At 73.0% G+C, this 17,659-nt stretch carries 13 protein-coding genes; 6 read left to right on the top strand and 7 right to left on the bottom strand.

Annotated elements, in window-relative coordinates:
• The first annotated feature begins 9 nt into the window (after positions 1-9).
• The 3 genes from ABZ714_RS21065 to ABZ714_RS21055 all read left to right on the top strand — a co-directional run bounded on the left by ABZ714_RS21065 (position 10) and on the right by ABZ714_RS21055 (position 3,516).
• Positions 10-1,131, top strand: a complete 1,122-nt coding sequence (locus ABZ714_RS21065; RefSeq protein ID WP_358826794.1) for an NADAR family protein — start codon at positions 10-12, stop codon at positions 1,129-1,131.
• 145 nt (positions 1,132-1,276) lie between these two features.
• Positions 1,277-2,602 (top strand): penicillin-binding transpeptidase domain-containing protein, encoded by a 1,326-nt coding sequence (locus tag ABZ714_RS21060; RefSeq protein WP_358826793.1) that lies wholly within the window; start codon positions 1,277-1,279, stop codon positions 2,600-2,602.
• Positions 2,603-2,706: 104 nt separating this feature from the next.
• Positions 2,707-3,516 carry a hypothetical protein gene (locus tag ABZ714_RS21055; RefSeq protein WP_358826792.1) on the top strand — a complete coding sequence of 270 codons (810 nt, stop codon included), beginning with the start codon at positions 2,707-2,709 and terminating at the stop codon, positions 3,514-3,516.
• Between the two features lie 102 nt (positions 3,517-3,618).
• Here ABZ714_RS21055 and ABZ714_RS21050 read toward each other — a convergent pair whose 3' ends face one another.
• The 5 genes from ABZ714_RS21050 to ABZ714_RS21030 all read right to left on the bottom strand — a co-directional run bounded on the left by ABZ714_RS21050 (position 3,619) and on the right by ABZ714_RS21030 (position 8,610).
• On the bottom strand, positions 3,619-4,398 hold the full coding sequence (locus ABZ714_RS21050; protein ID WP_358826791.1) for an SDR family NAD(P)-dependent oxidoreductase: 780 nt from the start codon (positions 4,396-4,398) through the stop codon (positions 3,619-3,621).
• 98 nt (positions 4,399-4,496) lie between these two features.
• Positions 4,497-5,732: a serine hydrolase domain-containing protein gene (locus ABZ714_RS21045; protein ID WP_358826790.1), complete on the bottom strand. Its 1,236-nt coding sequence runs from the start codon at positions 5,730-5,732 to the stop codon at positions 4,497-4,499.
• Positions 5,733-5,774: 42 nt separating this feature from the next.
• On the bottom strand, positions 5,775-6,557 hold the full coding sequence (locus ABZ714_RS21040; RefSeq protein ID WP_358826789.1) for an ABC transporter ATP-binding protein: 783 nt from the start codon (positions 6,555-6,557) through the stop codon (positions 5,775-5,777).
• Positions 6,554-7,348 (bottom strand): cobalt ECF transporter T component CbiQ, encoded by a 795-nt coding sequence (gene cbiQ, locus ABZ714_RS21035; protein ID WP_358826788.1) that lies wholly within the window; start codon positions 7,346-7,348, stop codon positions 6,554-6,556. The genes ABZ714_RS21040 and cbiQ overlap by 4 nt, the downstream gene beginning before the upstream one ends.
• On the bottom strand, positions 7,336-8,610 hold the full coding sequence (locus ABZ714_RS21030) for an energy-coupling factor ABC transporter permease (protein ID WP_358826787.1): 1,275 nt from the start codon (positions 8,608-8,610) through the stop codon (positions 7,336-7,338). Before ABZ714_RS21030 ends, cbiQ begins: the two co-directional genes overlap by 13 nt.
• Positions 8,611-8,954: 344 nt before the next feature.
• On the opposite strand from ABZ714_RS21030, the gene ABZ714_RS21025 reads away from it, so the two are divergent.
• Entirely contained in the window at positions 8,955-9,380 is a 426-nt protein-coding gene (locus ABZ714_RS21025; protein WP_358826786.1) for an SsgA family sporulation/cell division regulator, read from the top strand.
• Between the two features lie 104 nt (positions 9,381-9,484).
• Here the strand turns inward: ABZ714_RS21025 and ABZ714_RS21020 are convergent, their stop codons facing one another.
• Together ABZ714_RS21020 and ABZ714_RS21015 are read right to left on the bottom strand one after the other, a co-directional pair.
• Positions 9,485-11,716 (bottom strand): MMPL family transporter, encoded by a 2,232-nt coding sequence (locus ABZ714_RS21020; protein ID WP_358826785.1) that lies wholly within the window; start codon positions 11,714-11,716, stop codon positions 9,485-9,487.
• A 398-nt stretch (positions 11,717-12,114) separates the two neighbouring features.
• Positions 12,115-12,690, bottom strand: a complete 576-nt coding sequence (locus ABZ714_RS21015) for a TetR/AcrR family transcriptional regulator (RefSeq protein ID WP_358826784.1) — start codon at positions 12,688-12,690, stop codon at positions 12,115-12,117.
• A 317-nt stretch (positions 12,691-13,007) separates the two neighbouring features.
• Here ABZ714_RS21015 and ABZ714_RS21010 point away from each other — a divergent pair, with 317 nt between their 5' ends.
• Positions 13,008-16,670 (top strand): S41 family peptidase, encoded by a 3,663-nt coding sequence (locus ABZ714_RS21010; protein WP_358826783.1) that lies wholly within the window; start codon positions 13,008-13,010, stop codon positions 16,668-16,670.
• Between the two features lie 28 nt (positions 16,671-16,698).
• On the top strand, positions 16,699-17,580 hold the full coding sequence (locus ABZ714_RS21005; RefSeq protein WP_358826782.1) for a TIGR03620 family F420-dependent LLM class oxidoreductase: 882 nt from the start codon (positions 16,699-16,701) through the stop codon (positions 17,578-17,580).
• Positions 17,581-17,659 lie beyond the last annotated feature (79 nt).

Genomic DNA, 17,659 nt, shown 5'->3' with positions numbered 1-17,659 from the left:
AATACGGGGATGATCCCCAGCAACAAGATCGTCCACCGGAAGGCCGACGGCCGCCTGATCCGCGGCACCTGGCGGCCCGCCTTCATCCGCAACGGCGGCAACTACTTCCTGACCGAGCTGTACGTCTACGCGGACGGCATCGTCGACGCGTGGGGGCTGCTCACCCTCGCCGAGTTCGAGGAGAAGCTGGCGTCCGGCTGGGTGGCGACGTCCCTGCCGGAGGGCGGACGCGCGTCCGCGCACCATCTGGCGGCCTGGCGGTTCCACGAGCCGCACACCTGGTACACGCCCGAGCTGCTGCTCGCCGAGGTCCGCGACACCATAGACGAGCTGAACGGCCGCCCCGACTCCACCGGCCGGTGCCGGGCGCTGATCGATGTCTTCATGGCCGACCGCACCGAGGCCAACCGGCTCGCCGTCCGCGCCGCCTACCTCGCGATACCGGAGACGCTGCGGCGGTACGCGCTGGGCGACATGGACTGCAAGGACCAGCCGCTGAGGGTGCTCGCGGCAGGCGTCGGCGGCCGGGACGAGGAGGTGGACGAGGTCGTCACCCCGGAGGAGTACGAGGAGGCGATCGGCTACTTCGCGGCGGCCGAGCGGTGGGGCCCCGCCCCGGCCGGGGACCGTACCGCCGAGAAGAACGCCGCCGGACGGTTCTCCTCCGTACACATCCCCCACTCCTACCCGCAGGGGTCCGACAGCCCCGGGAAGGAAGCGCTCCGGATCACCTATCCGGCGCCCTTCGACTACGAGGGCACCACCTACCCCACGGTGGCCCACGCGTTCCTCGCCCTGTCGACGACCGACCCCGGGATCCGGGCCGCCGCCGCCGAGGCCGACACCCCGGGCCGGGCGAAGCGGCTGACCGCGGACGCCCCGCGTCCCGCGGACTGGGACCGGACCCGGCCGGCCCTGATGGCCCGGCTGCTCGACGCCAAGTTCGCCCAGCACCCCGCCCTCGCGGCGATCCTGCTGGCCACCGGGGACGAGACGATCCTCTACGACGAGTACGACGACACCGACTTCTGGGGCGACAACGGGGGCCGGGGCCGCAACTGGCTGGGGCGGCTGCTGGAACTCACCCGCGCGGGCCTGCCCGCCGCGCCCGCGCCCGCACCGGCCCGCTGAAGGACCCGGCGGATCTGACGGCCCGGGGGCGGCCCGGGGCGGCCCGAAGTGAGGGACCGGCGGGGACCGTGAGAGGTTTGGAACAGACCCGGCCAACTCGCCAGTGGACCAGACCAGTTGATCCCCGGCGGCCTAGGATGTGGCGATGCCCACCCCACCCCTTCGTGCCCTTCGTCGTGCCGCCGCGGTCCCCGTACTCGTCACCCTCGTGGCGATGTCGTCCATGTCTTTGACGGGGTGTACCTCGGACGACGTATCGCCCGTCCCGCCGGACGTGTCACCCGGGCCGAGCCGGATGGAGCCGAAACCCGCCGGGGGGCCGGGTGACATCCTCGTCGCGGGCCGGGCGGTCACCGGCTCCGAGCCGTCCGGCATCCCGAAGTTCCCGTTCCGCCGTACGTACACCGACGGCGAGGTCTACGCGTCCGTGACCGGCTACCGGTCCCTGGCCTTCGGGGACGCCGGTCTGGAGCGGATCGTACGGAGCCGGCTCGACGCGGGCAAGGACGTCCCGACCACCATCGACCCCGCCCTCCAGCGGGCCGCCTTCGACGGGCTGCGCGGCCGGACCGGCGCCGCGATCGCGGTCGACGTCCGGAGCGGGGAGATCATGGCCCTGGTCAGCACCCCGGCGTACGACCCCGGTTCCTTCGCCGGGAACACCAGGGCGGACGCGGACGCGTGGGGGCGGCTGAACTCGGCCGAGCCCCGGCCGACACTGAACCGGGCCCTGCGACGGGCCGAGAACCCCGGCTCGGCCGCCCATCTGGTGGTCGCCGCGACGGCGCTGGAGAAGGGCCTGGTCCCCTCGGTCGACACGGCCACCCGCACCCCGCTGGTCCATACCGTCCCCGGCGGCACCAACCGCTTCACCGGCCCCTCGCCCCGCTGCGAGAACGCCAGCCTGCGGACCGCCCTGAAGCACTCCTGTACGAATGTCTTCGCCGCGATCGCCGCAGATCTGGGCGCCGGCCCCCTGAAGTCGACGGCGGCGGCCTTCGGCTTCGGCGACGAGACCCTGGACACCCCTCTCCGCGCGGCCGAGAGCGTCTGGCCGGACGCCCCGGAGACCCCGGCGCGGCTCGCGCTCACCGCCAACGGGCTCTCCGACGTCACGGCCACCCCGGTCCAGTTGGCACTGGTCCTGGCCACCGTCCTCAACGACGGCCTCCGGCCCGGGCCCCGGCTGCTGGCCTCCTCCGACGACCCGGCCCCCGCCCCCTCGGTACGCGTGATCTCCGCCCGCACGGCGGACCAACTGGCCGACGCCCTGGGCGCCGCCACCACGGCCCGGGTCCCGTCGTCCTCGGTGAACTGGGCCCTCACGACCGGCCGCACCCCGGCGGGCCGCACCCTGGCGGTCGCCGTGACTCTCTCCTCCGCCGCCGACACCACGGCGGACGCCACCGCGATCGCCCGCCGTATCACGGCCGGACAGCCGGCCCCGGCCCCGGCGGCCTCTCGGCGCTAACCGTACGGAAACCCCGCACCGGATCGAATGGCCCGGGGCCGGCCGGCCCCGCCTCATCCGACCGCACGCCGAGGTGACGTATGCGCCCGCCGAAACCATCCGGATTGACCCGCAGAACACTGCTGGCCGCCGGTTCCGCCGCCGGAGCGGCGGGACTGACGGCCCCTTCGGGAGCCTTCGCGGCCCCCCGCACCGGCGACCGGCTGCTGCCCGACTACCGGCCGAGCCAGGCCACGGGCTGGCCCGAACACCCCGGAAAACCACCGGGCACCCTCGGCGGCCACACCCCGGCCGCCGACTTCTCCTTCAACGGCACGCCCCACCGGATCTCCCTCCTCCCCCTCGACCGCCCCGGCCCCGCGCCCCACCCCGTGTACGTCCCGGTCCCCGGCGACCCCGAGATCGACTTCCGCCGCACCCTGGAAGCCGCGTTCGGCACCCACTACGCCTTCCGCTACCGGGGCGGACTGCGCGGCCGCTCGGTCTTCCGGATCCAGTCCTACGGCGTCTACGCGACCGGACCGGCCCCCGGCCGCCCCCCGGGCGTCACCTTCGGCGGCGGCGTCTACGCCGTCTACGACCCCGACACCCGCCACGGCGACCCCGGCATCCACGAGACCCTCCGCTGGATCCAGGTCATCCGCACGGACCGCCCCGCCGAGATCGACAACATGGGCCGGGCGAACCCGTATTACATGGACGGCGGACTCACCTCGATCCACGGCAGACGGGTCTGCAACTTCCACGACGCGCCCACCACGACACTCGACGGCGACGTCCCCCTGAACCAGCGTTTCCTGGCCGAGACCTTCCTCACCCACGAGCCCGGCTCGAAGGACCCCTCGGGCAGAACGGTCGTCGAACTCCTCGCGGGCATCCGCTACGGCTGGCACGTCGGCCCGCTGACCCCCTGACCACGACGTCAGCCGTCCCGGCCGGGCCCCGGGCGGCGGTACGGGAGCGGCCCCGTACCGCCGCCCCCGTGCAGACCCGCACCGCCCCCGCACCGGTGGCGGCTACTCGGATTCGTCCCGCGCGGCGGTGATCGCCGCGAAAGCCTGGTGGACCGCCAGCAGGCCGCCGTCGACGCGGAGGACCGTGCCGGTGATCCAGGACGCGTCGCGGGAGGCGAGGAAGGCGACCGCCGCCGCGATGTCGGCCGGTTCGCCGACCCGGCCCAGGGGGTAGACCTGGTCGGCGAGAGCGTCCAGGAGGGCCTCGCGGCCGTCCCAGTTGGCGGTACGGATCGTGCCGGGGTTGATCTGGTTGACCCGGACGCCGCGCGGGGCCGCGTCGCCGGCCAGGGTGCGGGTCAGGGACGCCAGGCCCGCTTTGGCGGCGCTGTAGGCGTGGTTGCCGAAGTCCGCCTCGGCGTTCACGGAGCCGATGTTGACGATCGCGCCCCGGCCGCCCGCCGCCAGGTGGGGCAGGGCCGCGCGGGCGGTGCGGACCGCTCCCATCAGGGTGATGTCGATATCGCGGCGCCACACCTCGTCGGAGTCGGCGGCGATATCGGCGTCCCAGGCGGACGCGAAGGCGTTGTTGACGACGACGTCGAGCGTGCCGAAGGCGGTGACGGCCCGGTCGACGGCCGCGTTCACCTGGGCCTGGTCGGAGACGTCGCAGATCAGCGCCTCCGCGCCCGGTATCGCCGCCGCCGCGGCCTCGACGGCGGGCCCGTCGATATCGGTGAGCAGTACCCGCGCGCCCTCGTCCGCCAGCCGGCGCGCGGTCTCCGCGCCGATGCCGCGGGCCGCGCCCGTGATCAGGACCCCGTAACCCTCGAACCGTTTCATGGACCGAACGTACCTTCTTGATCGCGGAGTCCGGCAGTCCCGGGCGCGGGACGGTGACCCCGAATCCGTACGGTCCGCACGCCGGTCGCCCCGCCGGGTCAGAGCGCCGAGCGGACCGCCCGGATCAGGGCCTGGGCCCGGGGGTCGGCGGTGACGCCCTTGCGGAGGCCGTTGGTGACATAGCCGAAGCCGACGCCGCTGTCCGGGTCGGCGAAGCCGAGGGAGCCGCCCCGGCCGGGGTGGCCGAAGGAGCCGGGGCCCAGCAGCGGCGACGCCGGGCCGTGGAGCATATAGCCGAGACCGAAGCGGGTGGGGACGACCAGGACCCGGTCGGGGCCCTTGGACTCCTCGGTCCTGGCCAGGGTCAGCGTCGCGGGCGCGAAGAGCCGGGGGCCGCCGTCGACCGGGCCGAGTGTCGCGGCGTAGAAGCGGGCCAGCGCGCGGGCGGTCGCGATGCCGCCGGACGCGGGCATCTCGGCGGCCCGGTACGCCGGGTCGTTCTCGTCCGGCAGCGGGGCTATCACCCCGAACGCGCGCCGCGTCAGCGAATCCGGGTCCCGGTACGCGTCCGCCACCGACCGCTTCGGCCGCAGCGCCAACCCGCCGCCCTCGGCCGCCGGGGGCTCGGCGACCGGCCCGATCCGGCCCACCCGGTGCGCCTCGGCCGCCGGGAGCCCGATCCAGAAGTCGAGCCCGAGGGGGCGGGCGATCTCCTCGGCGGCCCAGCGGCCCACGGTCCGGCCGGTGACCCGGGCGACCAGTTCGCCGAGCAGCCAGCCGTACGTCTGCGGGTGGTAGCCGTGGTCGGTGCCCGGCTCCCACGCGGGCGCCTGGGCCGCCAGCGCCGCCGGGCCGCTGACCTGGTCGACCGCCTCGGCGGGGGTCAGGGGCCGGTCGAGGGCGGGGAGCCCCGCGCGGTGCGCCAGCAGCTGCCGTACGAGTACCCGCTCCTTGCCCGCCGCCTTGAACTCGGGCCAGTACGTGCCCACGGGCGCGTCCAGGTCGATCCGGCCCCGCTGGTGCAGCAGCAGGACGACGGCGGCCGTGACGCCCTTGGTGGCCGAGCGGACGATCTGGGCCGTGTCGGCGGTCCACGGCGGGACGGCGGAGGTCTGGCCGGGATCCGGGGCGGGGTCCGGATCGGCGTCCCCGGACCCCGCCCACAGGTCCACCACCGGGCGGCCGTCCCGGTAGACCGTGACCGCCGCGCCCCGTTCGCCGCGCTGTTCGAAGTTGCGGACGAAGGCGTCGCGTACCGGCTCGAAACCGTCCGCCACCGTGCCGTGTATCTCCACCTCGGCCGCCTCCGTCCCCTGGTTCCCGCTTCCGTGCATCCGTCCATGGTGCAACGTCCGGGGAGGGCGCTGGCTTCCAGGTCAGTCGGGAAGGGCGGCGACGGCCTCCGGATCGAAGCCGTACGGCAGCTCCAGCCGGTGCTTCCGCAGCAGCCCGGGGTCGGCCAGCAGCCGGCTCGTGGGCCCGTCGGCGACCACCGTGCCGTCAGCCAGCACCACCGAACGCGGGCAGAGTTCCAGCGCGTACGGCAGATCGTGGGTGACCATCAGCACGGTGACGTCGAGCGACCTCAGAACGTCGGCGAGTTCCCGGCGGGAGACCGGATCGAGGTTGGAGGTGGGTTCGTCGAGGACGAGGATCTCGGGCTCCATCACGAGTACGGTCGCCACCGCGACCCGGCGCCGCTGCCCGAAGGAGAGGTGGTACGGCGGCCGGTCCGCGGCTCCCGCCATCCCGACCCGCTCCAGGGCGGCCTCGACCCGGCGCTCCAGCTCGGGCCCGCGCAGCCCGGCGGCGGCCGGGCCGAAGGCGACGTCCTCCCGGACGGTCGGCATGAAGAGCTGGTCGTCGGGGTCCTGGAAGACGATCCCGACCCGTCGTCTGACCTCGGCCAGATGGGGTTTCGCGACCGGCAGCCCGCCGACGGCGACCGTGCCCGCGCCGCCGCCGAGTATGCCGTTGAGATGGAGGACGAGGGTGGTCTTCCCGGCGCCGTTGGGGCCGAGCAGGGCGACCCGTTCGCCCTGCCCGATGCTGAGATCGACGCCGAAGAGGGCCTGGTGGCCGTCGGGGTAGGCGTAGGCGAGCCCGCGTACGGACAAGGACGGGGGCTGTGGCTGTGGCGGTACGGAGGGCGGGGTCACGGAACGCTCCCTTCCAGGAGGCGGACGGCGAGTGCGGCGACGGGCAGCGCCGCCGCGGCCGTCCACTGGGCCCGGCTCGCGCCCGCCGCCGCGGCCCCGGCGAGCGGCGCGGTGCCGGTCCCGCCACGGCTGAGCATCGCGAGATGGACCCGCTCACCGCGTTCGTAGGTACGGATGAACAGCGCGCCCGCCGTCCCGGCCAGCACCTTCCAGTGGCGGACGCCCCGCGCCTCGAAGCCGCGCGAACGGCGGGCGATCGTCATCCGGCGCAGATCGTCGGCGACCAGATCGCCGTAGCGGATCATGAAGGAGGCGATCTGGACGAGGAGCGGGGGCAGCCGGAGCCGCCGGAGGCCGAGCAGCAGGGCGTGGATGTCGGTGGTGGCGGTCAGCAGGACGGACGCGGCGACGCCGAGGGTGCCCTTGGCGAGGATGTTCCACGCACCCCACAGGCCCGGTTCGCTCAGCTCCGTCCCGGCGACGGCGACGCTCTCCCCCGGCCCGGCGGGCACGGTGAACGGCAGCAGCACGGCGAAGGCGACGAACGGCGCCTCGATCAGCAGGCGTTTCGCCACGGTGGCGGCCGGGAGGCGGGCCGCGGCGGCGACGGCCGCGAGCAGGACGGCGTAGAGGACGAAGGCCAGGACCGCGTGGCGGGGTGTGGAGACGACCACGAGGACGAAGCCGAGGACGGCCACGAGTTTGCAGTGGGGCGGCAGGGCGTGGACGGGCGAGCGCCGGGGGATGTGGAGCCGGTGGCCGGGCCCGGCGCCCGCCGTCAGTCGTCCCATGCCGACGACGATCCGGAAGACCCCGAAGAACCCGAAGAACCGGAAGAGTCCGACGACCCCGGGGGCGGCGCCGGATACGGGAAGGGCGAGGGCGTCGGTTCCGCCGGGCGTTCGGTACGGGCCGGGGGCGGAGGGACCGGACCGGTGTCCGGGGCGCCCGGTGACTTCGGCCGACGGGGCGCCTCGGGCCCGTGCGCGGCCCGGCGGCGGGTGACGGCCCGGAGCAGCAGCGTGCCCGCGACGACCGTCACGCCGACCCCGGCGACCCCCGCCAGGCCGCCCGCGAGCCGGTCGTCGGCGATGGCGGTGATGTCGTAGTCCGCGAACGGCCAGTCGGCGGTGGTGTGTTCCTCCGCCGAATCGCCGAACCCCTTGTCGGTCGCGACCCGCTCCAGTCCGTCGGGGCTCTGTGAGGCGTGGAAGGAGACGACACCGGCGAGGACGAGGGCGACGGCCCCGCCGGTGAGCAGGACGGCCCGGATCGGCCGGGGCCCGCGCGGAGACGCCGCGGCAGGTGCCGGTTCCGGGACCGGGTGCGGGGCACCGGGCCTGCGGATCGTCAGCGGTACGCAGAGTCTGTCCCGGGCCCCGTGGACCAGGTCGGGGCGGACCGCGAGCACCGCGCCGACGGTCGCCGTGGTGATCACCGCCTCGCCGACGCCGATCAGGACGTGGACCCCGGTCATCGCGGCCAGCACGGTGCCGAAGGGGACGTCGGTGGTGCCGCCGATGCCGTAGAGCAGGCTGAAGGCGACCGCCGACGCCGGTACGGAGACCAGTGCCGCCGTGAAGGTGGCGACGGTGACCGCGCTCCGGCGGCGCGGCAGGACCGACAGCAGCGCGCGGAAGACGCCCCAGGCGACGGCGACGGTGACGACGCCGATGAGGGTGATGTTCACACCGAGAGCGGTCAGTCCGCCGTCGGCGAAGAGGACCCCCTGGAGCAGCAGGACGACGGTCAGACAGAGCACCCCGGTGAAGGGCCCGACGAGGATCGCGGTGAGCGCGCCGCCGAGGAGATGACCGCTGGTCCCGGCGGCGACCGGGAAGTTCAGCATCTGGACGGCGAAGACGAAGGCGGCGACGAGCCCGGCGAGCGGCGCGGCCCGCTCGTCGCCGAATCCGTTGCCGGTGCCGAATCCGTTGCCGGGCGCGGCCAGTTCGCGCCGGGCGCCGCGCAGGCTCACCGCGACGGCGGCGACGGCCACCGCCCCCGCGGCGGCCGATACGGGCAGATCGATGAATCCGTCGGGTACATGCATGGCGGGCTCCGGATCGGTAAGGCGATCGGAATGGCGATGACGACCGAACAGGAAAGACGGGAAGTGACCGGAGGAGATCAGGGCCGGGCGAGACCGAGCGGGGCCGTGAGGCCGGGGGTGCCCGGGCGCGGTCGGCGGAGTCGGTGAGAGCTGCGGAAGCGGCGGAGTCGGCGTAAGCGGGCCGGAACGGCGCGCGGGCGAACGTACGGCGGCGGCATTGATTGTGCTCCTCCGCACATGATGCGCAAGAGCGCCGCACCCCCAAAAGAGAGCAAAGCGCGATCGAACCCTCCCCCAAAATATGGGACATTAGAGGGTAAAGGAGACGTTGTGAGGAGTGGCCGATGTCCCCCACCACCGTCGAGGACCACGCCTGGGCCCGGGTCGTGAGCGATGCCCCCCAGTACCGTCCGGTCCGCGTCTCGATGTCCTACGAACCCTCCGACGACCCCGGGGCCGTACGGTTCGCCTTCCCCGGCGGCACCGGCTGGACCTTCCCCCGGGAGCTGCTGGAGAGCGGCCTGCGGGGCCCGGTGCGCAGCGGTGACGTGGAGATCTGGCCGTGCGGCCGGGCCCAGGCGGTGGTGGAGTTCCACTCGCCGGAGGGGGTCGCGGTGGTCCAGTTCGACGCGAACGTACTGACCCGGTTCCTGCGCCATACGTACGCCTCCCCGGGCCCGCCGGAGACGACCCCGCCCCCGGCCCCCGCCCCGGCCGTGAGCCCGCTGACGGCCACGGGAACCGACGGACCCGCCACCCGTACGGCCTAGGGCGTGTCTGAGGAGGCCGGCCGCCCCGGAACGCGCGGACGGGCCGCACCCCCATCCGGGGATGCGGCCCGTCGCCCTGAGACCAGGGGCGATCAGCGGCAGGGTCAGACGCGGACCAGCTGACGGTCCTCGTCCGGGTCCTGCGGCCGGTCGGCGAGCTGCTTCTGCAGCTTCTCGCCCTCGACGTCCACGTTCGGCAGCGCCTTGTCGAGCCAGCGCGGCAGCCACCACGCCTTGTCGCCCAGCAGGGCCAGGACCGCCGGGACGATCGCCATCCGGACCACGAACGCGTCGAAGAAGACCGCGATCGCCAGGCCGAAGCCCATCATCATGACCATCTGCTCACCGGAGCTGATGAAGCCCGCGAAGACGCCGATCATGATGACGGCGGCGGCGCTGACCACCCGGGCCCCGTCGCGGAAGCCGGTGACGATGGTCTCTGCGGGCCGCTCCCCGTGGACGTACGCCTCCCGCATCCGGGTGACGAGGAAGACCTCGTAGTCCATGGCGAGACCGAAGACCACACCGATCATGAAGATCGGCATCATCGACATGATCGGGCCGGGCTGTTCGACATTGAACAGATCGGCCAGCCAGCCCCACTGGTAGACGGCGACGACCGCGCCGAGCGCCGCCACCACCGAGAGCAGGAAGCCGAGGGCCGCCTTCAGGGGGACCAGGATCGACCGGAAGACCAGCATCAGCAGGACGAACGCCAGGCCGACGACGAGCGCCAGATACGGGATCAGGGCGTCGTTCATCATCTGCGAGAAGTCGATGTTCAGGGCGGTGGCACCGGTGACGAAGATCGCCGCACCGCTGTCGGCCTTGAACGTCTTGCTCTCGCCGCGGATGTTCTCGACCAGCTTCTCGGTCTCCGTGGAGGCCGGCCGGTCCTCGGGCATCACGGTGATCAGACCGGTGTCACCGGCCGGATTCAGCCCGGCCGGGACGACCGCGGCCACACCGTCCATCTTCTCGACGGCCGTGGCGACCTCGTCGACCGCCTTCTTGGGGTCGGCGCTCTTCTTGGCGTCGACCACGATCGTGAGCGGACCGTTGAAGCCGGGGCCGAAGCCGTCGGCGAGCATGTCGTACGCCTTGCGCTGGGTGGAGGCCGGCGAGGACGAGCCCTCGTCGGGCAGACCCACCTGGAGCGATGCCGCCGGGACGGCGATCAGACCGAGGCCGACGACCGCGGTGAGCAGTACGGCGACCGGACGGCGCAGTACGAACTGCGCCCAGCGGACCCCGGCCTTCGGCTTGGCGCCGGGGACGCCCTGGCCGATGTCCACCCCGGCCTTGCGAGCCTTGCGCACCTTGCGGCCGAGGATCTTGTCGCCCGCGAACCCGAGCAGCGCCGGGATCAGGGTGATCGCGATGACCACGGCGATGACGACGGTCCCGGCGGCGGCGAAGCCCATCTTGGTGAGGATGGGGATATTGACGACCGCGAGTCCGGCGAGGGCGATGACGACCGTCAGACCGGCGAAGACGACCGCGGAGCCCGCGGTGCCGACGGCCCGGCCCGCCGCCTCCTCGCGCTCCCGGCCCGCGGTCAGCTCGGCGCGGTAACGGGAGACGATGAAGAGGGCGTAGTCGATACCGACCGCGAGGCCGATCATCGTCGCCAGCATGGAGGTGGTGGTGCCCAGGTCGAGCACGTTCGCCAGGGCGGTGATGGTAAAGATGCCGACCCCGACGCCGATGATGGCGGTCAGCAGCGGCATACCCGCGGCGATCAGCGAACCGAAGGTGATCACCAGGACGATCGCGGCGATCAGGATGCCGATCATCTCGCTGGAGGCGGCGTCGTGCTCGACCATGCTGGCGTCACCACCGAGTTCCACGGCGAGACCGGCGGACCTGGCGTCCTTCGCGACGTCGGTGAGCGACTCCTTGCTCTTGTCGCTCAACTCCATCGAGTTGATCTTGTACTCGACCACGATGTAGGCCGTGGAGCCGTCCTCGGAGACCGCGCCCGCCTCGAAGGGGTCGGCGACCGAGGAGATCTCGGTCGAGCCCTTCTTGAGGTCGGCGATGGCCTCGGTGACCTCGGCCTTGTTCTTGGCGTCGGACATCTTCTGCCCGGCCGGTGCCTTGAAGACCATCCGGCCGACGGCCCCGTCGGCGCTGCCGCCGCCCGGGTACCGCTCCTCCATCAGGTCGAACGCCTTCTGGGACTCGGTGCCGGGGAGGGCGAAGCCGGGGTCCTTGGGCGTGGCCGCCGACGAGGCCGCCACCCCCGCGAGTACGAGGAGTGCCACCCATATCAGGGCGACTAGTTTGCGGCGCCTGAAGGCGAACCGCCCGATTTTGTAGAGGAACGTGGCCACGAGGGCGTTCTCCCGTTGGTGAGACGAACAGGGCAGGGGGAGTCGGCCCGACGACGTGAGCGGCGCGCGTCAGGTACGGATCGTGCTGGTGGTGCGGATGGTGCTGGTGGTACGCGAGCGGGGGGTGGGGAAGACTGGGGAAGGGTCTGTACGGGACGTGGCCGGGGCTCGATCCGCGGTGGGCCGGGGCGGGGACACCGGTCCTGCGGACGTCCTGGACGGGCCGGGACGGAACCACGACGGGGAGTGGGAGGGAGGCGGATCCGGCGGGGACGGGATCCGGCGCTAACAGGAGGCCCGTTGAACCCGTTGCGGGATCCCGGCCCGGGGCAGCCCCCGGTCCGGCACCCGCCGGGGCCGTTCCCGGCCGATCCTGGCCACCGGCGTCCCGGGGCGCGTCATCGCGCCTCCAGGGCGGGCAGCACCACCGCGTCCACGTACCGGGTGAGGAAATCCCGGTTGGGGACCCGGTCCTCGATCATCTGGATGGCGAAGAAGAGGCCGAACAGCATATGCGGGACGAAGTCCCTGGCCGGGTTCTCCGCACCCACCTCACCGCGGTCGACCGCCCGGTCGACCACGGTCCGCAGCGCCGCCATATCGGGCTCGATGACCTTCTTGCGCAGCGCGTCGAAGAGATCCGGGTTGGTGTGGACCGCCTGGACCAGCCCCCGGATCAGGGCGGATTCCTTCGCCATCTCGCAGTCGTCGGTCCGCATCAGCAGCGCGTGGAAGTCACCGCGGAGACTGCCGGTGTCGACCTCGTCGGCGCCGGGGACCGAGGTGTGCTGCAGGGCGGTCGCCACCAGCTCGGGCTTGTTGTGCCACTGCCGGTAGAGCGTCGCCTTGCTGGAACGGGTCCTGGCCGCGACGGCGTCCATGGTCAGGGAGTCGTATCCGACCTCGCGCAGCAGTTCGAGCACGGCTTCGAACAGCTCGGTCTCGCGCTCGGGTGTCAGTCGGCTGCGGGACATCGGTCGGCCCCCTTCCCACGGGTCGTATCGGGCTGCTTCAGGTCATATCGGGTCGTACGGCTCTTCGGCCGGATGCTCCGCCGGGCCGGGCCGCCGGGGCGCGGACCCGCCGTTCCCGGCGGCTTCCGCACTCTCCCACGACCGCTTCCGAACGAAACGGTTTCGTACCCGTCCAGAGTAGGCCACGGTCAAAGCGAAACGGTTCCGTTTCGACTGTGCGTTTCCTCACCCGGCGCGGACTCAACCCTCCCCCTCCGAAATGAGTTCGTCACCGTGCACGAGTTGCCTCGGCCCGCCCGGATGGAAAGCATTGGGGGGTGAGCGACGACGCGGCGTACCTCCGATATCCGCATCTCCACGGCGACTTGGTGTGCTTCGCCGCCGAGGACGACCTCTGGGTCGCCCCTCTCACCGGCGACGGAGACCCCCCGGGCCGGGCCTGGCGGCTCACCGTGGACCGGACCCGGATCGGCCACCCCCGGTTCTCCCCCGACGGCAGCCGGATCGCCTATACGACCTGGCGGAGCCTCGACCCGGAGATCCATGTGGTCCCGGTCGACGGCGGCACGTCACGGCGGCTGAGCTACTGGGGCTCCTACGACACCCGGGTCTGCGGCTGGGCCCCCGACGGACACGTCCTCGCCGTCTCCTCGCACGGCCAGCCGTTCTCGTACTTCTCCTGGGCGTACAGCGTCCCCCTGGACGGCGAGCCCGGCGGCCGGCTGCCCTGGGGGCCCGTATCGGACATCGCGGTCGCCGATGTGGCCGGTGAGCGGCAGACCCTGCTGCTGACCGGGAAGCCGCCGCACGAGCCCGCCGCCTGGAAGCGGTACCGGGGCGGGGCCACGGGACGGCTCTGGCTGCACGGGAAGCGGCTGCTGCCGGAGCTGGCGGGGCATCTGGACTGTCCGATGTTCGTCCGGGGCCGGATCGCCTTCCTCTCCGACCACGAGGGCGTCGGCAATCTCTACTCCTGTCTGCCCGACGGCTCCGGTCTGCGGCGCCACAGCGACCACGACGCCTTCTACGCCCGGCACGCCTCCAGCGACGGCACCCGGGTGGTCTACCAGTGCGCGGGCGAGCTGTGGATCGTGGACGATCTGACCGTGCCGGACGCGGTGCCGCGCCGGATCGGCGTACGGCTCGGAGGGCCGCGCACCGGCCGCCGGACGTATCAGATCCCGGCCTCGGACCATGTCGACGGGATCTCCGTGGACGCCACCGGGCGGGCCAGCGCCGTCTCGGTGCGGGGCAGTCTGTACTGGCTGACCCACCGCGACGGACCGGCCAGGACCATCGCGGACACCCCCGGGGTCCGGGTCAGGATGCCGGTGATGCTGGGGACCGGCGGCCGGGTGGCGTATGTGACGGACGCCGACGGCGAGGACGCGGTGGAGATCGCGTATCTGCCCCGGGCGACCGGGGAGCGGGCGCCGAGACGGCTGGCCTCGGGCGAGCTGGGTGTGGTCCGCGAGATGGTGTCGGACCCGCAGGGGAAGCGGCTCGCGGTGGCCTCGCACGACGGGCGTCTGCTGCTGCTGACCGTAGAAGACACGGCAGACACGGCAGACAGAGCAGACACAGCGGACCCGGCGGAGGCCGCGGACGCGGCGGCGGCAGCGGAGAAGCCCGGGAGAGCAGAGAAGGCGGAGAAAGCGGCGAAGGCCGGGAAGGCCGCCAAGGAGGGGAAGGCCGGAAAGGCCAAGAAGACCGCGAAGGGCGCGAAGACCGCTGCCGCCGAGACGGCGACCGCCCCCACCGTCACCCACGCGGTGGACGAGGCGGACGGCGGTGTCGTACGGCTGCTCCGCTCCCTCAACGGCCCCGTCACCGATCTCGCCTTCTCCCCCGACGGCGCCTGGCTCGTCTGGTCCCAGCCCGGGGTGGGCCGCACCCTGCGCCAGATCCGCATGGCGCGGATAAAGGACCGTACGGTCGTGGACGTCACCAACGGCCGGTTCGAGGACGAGAACCCGGTCTTCACCAGCGACGGCCGCTATCTCGCCTTTCTCTCCTGGCGCGGCTTCGACCCGGTCTACGACGTCCATACCGGCGATCTCTCCTTCCCGCTGGGCTGCCGCCCCTATCTCGTACCGCTGTCGTCGGCGACGCCGTCGCCGTTCGCCCTGCTGCCCGACGGGCGGCCCGCCGCCGGTGGGCTCGATCCGCTGGACGAGCCGGAGCCCGCGGCCGACGGCACGGGCGGCGCCGCCCCCGGCGGGGGCGGAGGCGGCGGCAGTACGGTCGTCGTGGAGACGGAGGGCCTGGAGAGCCGGGTGACCCCGTTCCCGGTCGCCGCGTCGAAGTACTCGGCGCTCCATCCGGTCAGCGGCGGCGGTCTGGTCTGGCTGCGCTGGCCGATCTCGGGCGCCCTGGGCGAGACCTTCGCCAACCCGGCCGACACCTCGGGCCGCCCCACCCTGGAGCACTTCGACATCACCAAGGCGCGCCGGACCGAACTCGTGGACCATCTCGACTGGTTCGCGGTCAGCGGCGACGGCAGCCGTCTCGTCGTGGTCGACGAGGGCGAGCTGCGGGCCCAGCCGTCGACCGAGTCGGGCGACGGCGACGCCACGGTCTACATCGATCTGCGCCGGATCCACCACGAGGTGGAGCCGCCCGCCGAGTGGCGCCAGGCGTACGCGGAGGCCGGACGTCTGGTCCGGGCCTACTTCTGGGATCCGGGGATGAGCGGCATCGACTGGCGGGCCGTACTCGACCAGTACCGGCCGCTGCTGGACCGGGTGGCGTCCCCGGACGAGTTCGCGGATCTGCTGCGGGAGGTCTTCGGCGAACTGGGCACCTCGCACGCCTATGTCGTGCCCGCCCGCCGCAACGAGGGCCCCGCGCACTACCAGCGTCCGATGGGCCTGCTGGGGGCGAATCTGGTCCGCCGCGACGACGGCTGGACGGTCCAGCGGATCCTGCCGGGCGACTCCTCGGACTCCAAGGCCCGTTCCCCGCTGGCCGGTACGGGCATTCGCGAGGGCGCCGTCCTCACCCATGTCGACGGCCGCCCGGTCGACCCGGTCGCCGGTCCGTTCCCGATGCTGTCGGCGGCGGGCGGTACGACGGTCGAGCTGACGTTCCGGCCCGCCGACGGCGGTACGGGCGGATCCGGCGCGGCCCCCGCGGCCCGCCGGGTCGCGGTCGTCCCGCTGATCGACGAACGCCCGCTGCGCTACCAGGACTGGGTGGCCAAACGCCGTGCGGTGGTCCGGGAGCTGAGCGACGGGCGGTGCGGCTATCTGCACATCCCCGACATGGGCGGCTCGGGCTGGGCGCAGTTCAACCGGGATCTGCGGCTCGAAGTGTCCCGCCCGGCGCTGATCGTGGACGTCCGGGGCAACGCGGGCGGCCATATCAGCGAGCTGGTGGTGGAGAACCTGACCCGGAAGATCATCGGCTGGGATCTCACCCGGGACGCGCGCCCCGTCTCGTACGCCTCCAACGCGCCGCGCGGCCCGGTGGTCGCCCTCGCGGACGAGGCGACGTCGTCGGACGGCGACATGATCACGGCGGCCTTCAAACTGCTCGGCATCGGTCCGGTGGTGGGCACCAGGACCTGGGGCGGGGTGGTGGGGATCAGCGGCAGCCACCGGCTGATCGACGGTACGGCGATCACCGTGCCGATGAACGCGGCCTGGTTCGACGAGTACGGCTGGTCCGTGGAGAACTACGGGGTCGAGCCCGATCTGGAGGCGCTGCGGACCCCTCTCGACTGGGCGGAGGGCCGGTACGCGGGTCTGGACGACGCGGTACGGGTGGCGCTGGAGATGCTGGAGAAGAACCCGGCCCAGGATCCTCCGGGCTACGACCGCGTCCCCGACCTCAGCCGGCCGGCGCTGCCGCCCCGGCCGCGCCCCGGCTCCGGGCCGGTCGGGAGCAAGGGCGGCACCGGCACCGGCGGCGGCACGCGCCGGGGTGCCCGTAAGACCACCGCGAAGGTCACCAGAAAGAGGGACGGAAAGCCGGAATAGCCTTGTGGAGCACGCTCGTTGTACGGCCATGACCTCCTCTACGAACCAAGGAAAGCTCGGCCCGGTCGGAGTCTGGACCCTCGCCCTCCGGGCCGCGCCGGACGCGTCGGAGCTGACGGCGGAGGCGGCCGAGGCCGTCGCCGAGCTGGACGAGCTGGGCTTCGGCGCGCTCTGGGTCGGCGGCAGCCCCTCGATCGCCGAGGTCGCGCCGGTCGTGGCGGCGGGCCGCCGGATCAAGGTGGCGACGGGCATCCTGTCGATCTGGCAGCACGGCGCGGCGGACGTGGCGGCGGACGTCGCCCGGATCGAGGAGTCCGCGCCCGGCCGGTTCTTCCTCGGACTCGGCGTCAGCCATGAGAAGTTCACCCCGGAGTACGCGAAGCCGTACGGGGCGATGGTGTCGTATCTGGACGGTCTCGACACCGCCCCGGTGCCCGTCCCGGCGGAGCGGCGGCTGCTGGCGGCGCTCGGCCCGAAGATGCTGCGGCTCTCCGCCGACCGGGCCGGGGGCGCGCACCCCTATCTGGTGACCTCGGGCCAGATCGCCGAGGCCAGGGAGCTGCTGGGCCCGGACGCCGTGATCGCCCCGGATCTGAAGGTGGTACTCGAACCGGACCTGGACCGGGCCAGGAGCATCGCCCGGGAGAATCTCTCCTTCTATCTGGAGCTGCCGAACTATCTGCGGAACTTCGAGCGGGCCGGGTTCTCGGCGCCCGACTTCGCGGACGGCGGTTCGGACCGGCTGCTGGACGCGGTCTTCGCCCTCGGCGACGTGGACCGGGCCCGGCGGAAGATCGAGGAGTTCCGGTCGGCGGGCGCCGACCATGTCGCCCTCAATGTGATGACGGGCGATCAGGACCTCCCCCGCCGCCAGTGGCGCGATCTGGCGGCGGCGCTGGAACTCTCCTGAACTCTCCTGACGGGACGACCTGTTACGAGCGGGTGTACGGCCGGGTTCCCCGGTGAGGCCCGGGCGCCGGGCGGCGGGC

Origin of the sequence: Streptomyces sp. NPDC006798, from assembly GCF_040635975.1 — a bacterium.
In the GTDB taxonomy this organism is placed as follows: domain Bacteria; phylum Actinomycetota; class Actinomycetes; order Streptomycetales; family Streptomycetaceae; genus Streptomyces.
Note: the sequence above shows the minus strand (reverse complement) of the source record. Positions and strands in the feature narration are given on the sequence as shown.

Excerpts from the sequence above, each read along its gene's own strand:
- ABZ714_RS21065 (WP_358826794.1), top strand. The coding sequence starts at position 10 with ATGATCCCCAGCAACAAGATCGTCCACCGGAAGGCCGACGGCCGCCTG.
- ABZ714_RS21060 (WP_358826793.1), top strand. The coding sequence starts at position 1,277 with ATGCCCACCCCACCCCTTCGTGCCCTTCGTCGTGCCGCCGCGGTCCCC.
- ABZ714_RS21050 (WP_358826791.1), bottom strand. The coding sequence starts at position 4,398 with ATGAAACGGTTCGAGGGTTACGGGGTCCTGATCACGGGCGCGGCCCGC.
- ABZ714_RS21045 (WP_358826790.1), bottom strand. The coding sequence starts at position 5,732 with ATGCACGGAAGCGGGAACCAGGGGACGGAGGCGGCCGAGGTGGAGATA.
- cbiQ (WP_358826788.1), bottom strand. The coding sequence starts at position 7,348 with ATGGGACGACTGACGGCGGGCGCCGGGCCCGGCCACCGGCTCCACATC.
- ABZ714_RS21030 (WP_358826787.1), bottom strand. The coding sequence starts at position 8,610 with ATGCATGTACCCGACGGATTCATCGATCTGCCCGTATCGGCCGCCGCG.
- ABZ714_RS21025 (WP_358826786.1), top strand. The coding sequence starts at position 8,955 with ATGTCCCCCACCACCGTCGAGGACCACGCCTGGGCCCGGGTCGTGAGC.
- ABZ714_RS21015 (WP_358826784.1), bottom strand. The coding sequence starts at position 12,690 with ATGTCCCGCAGCCGACTGACACCCGAGCGCGAGACCGAGCTGTTCGAA.
- ABZ714_RS21005 (WP_358826782.1), top strand. The coding sequence starts at position 16,699 with ATGACCTCCTCTACGAACCAAGGAAAGCTCGGCCCGGTCGGAGTCTGG.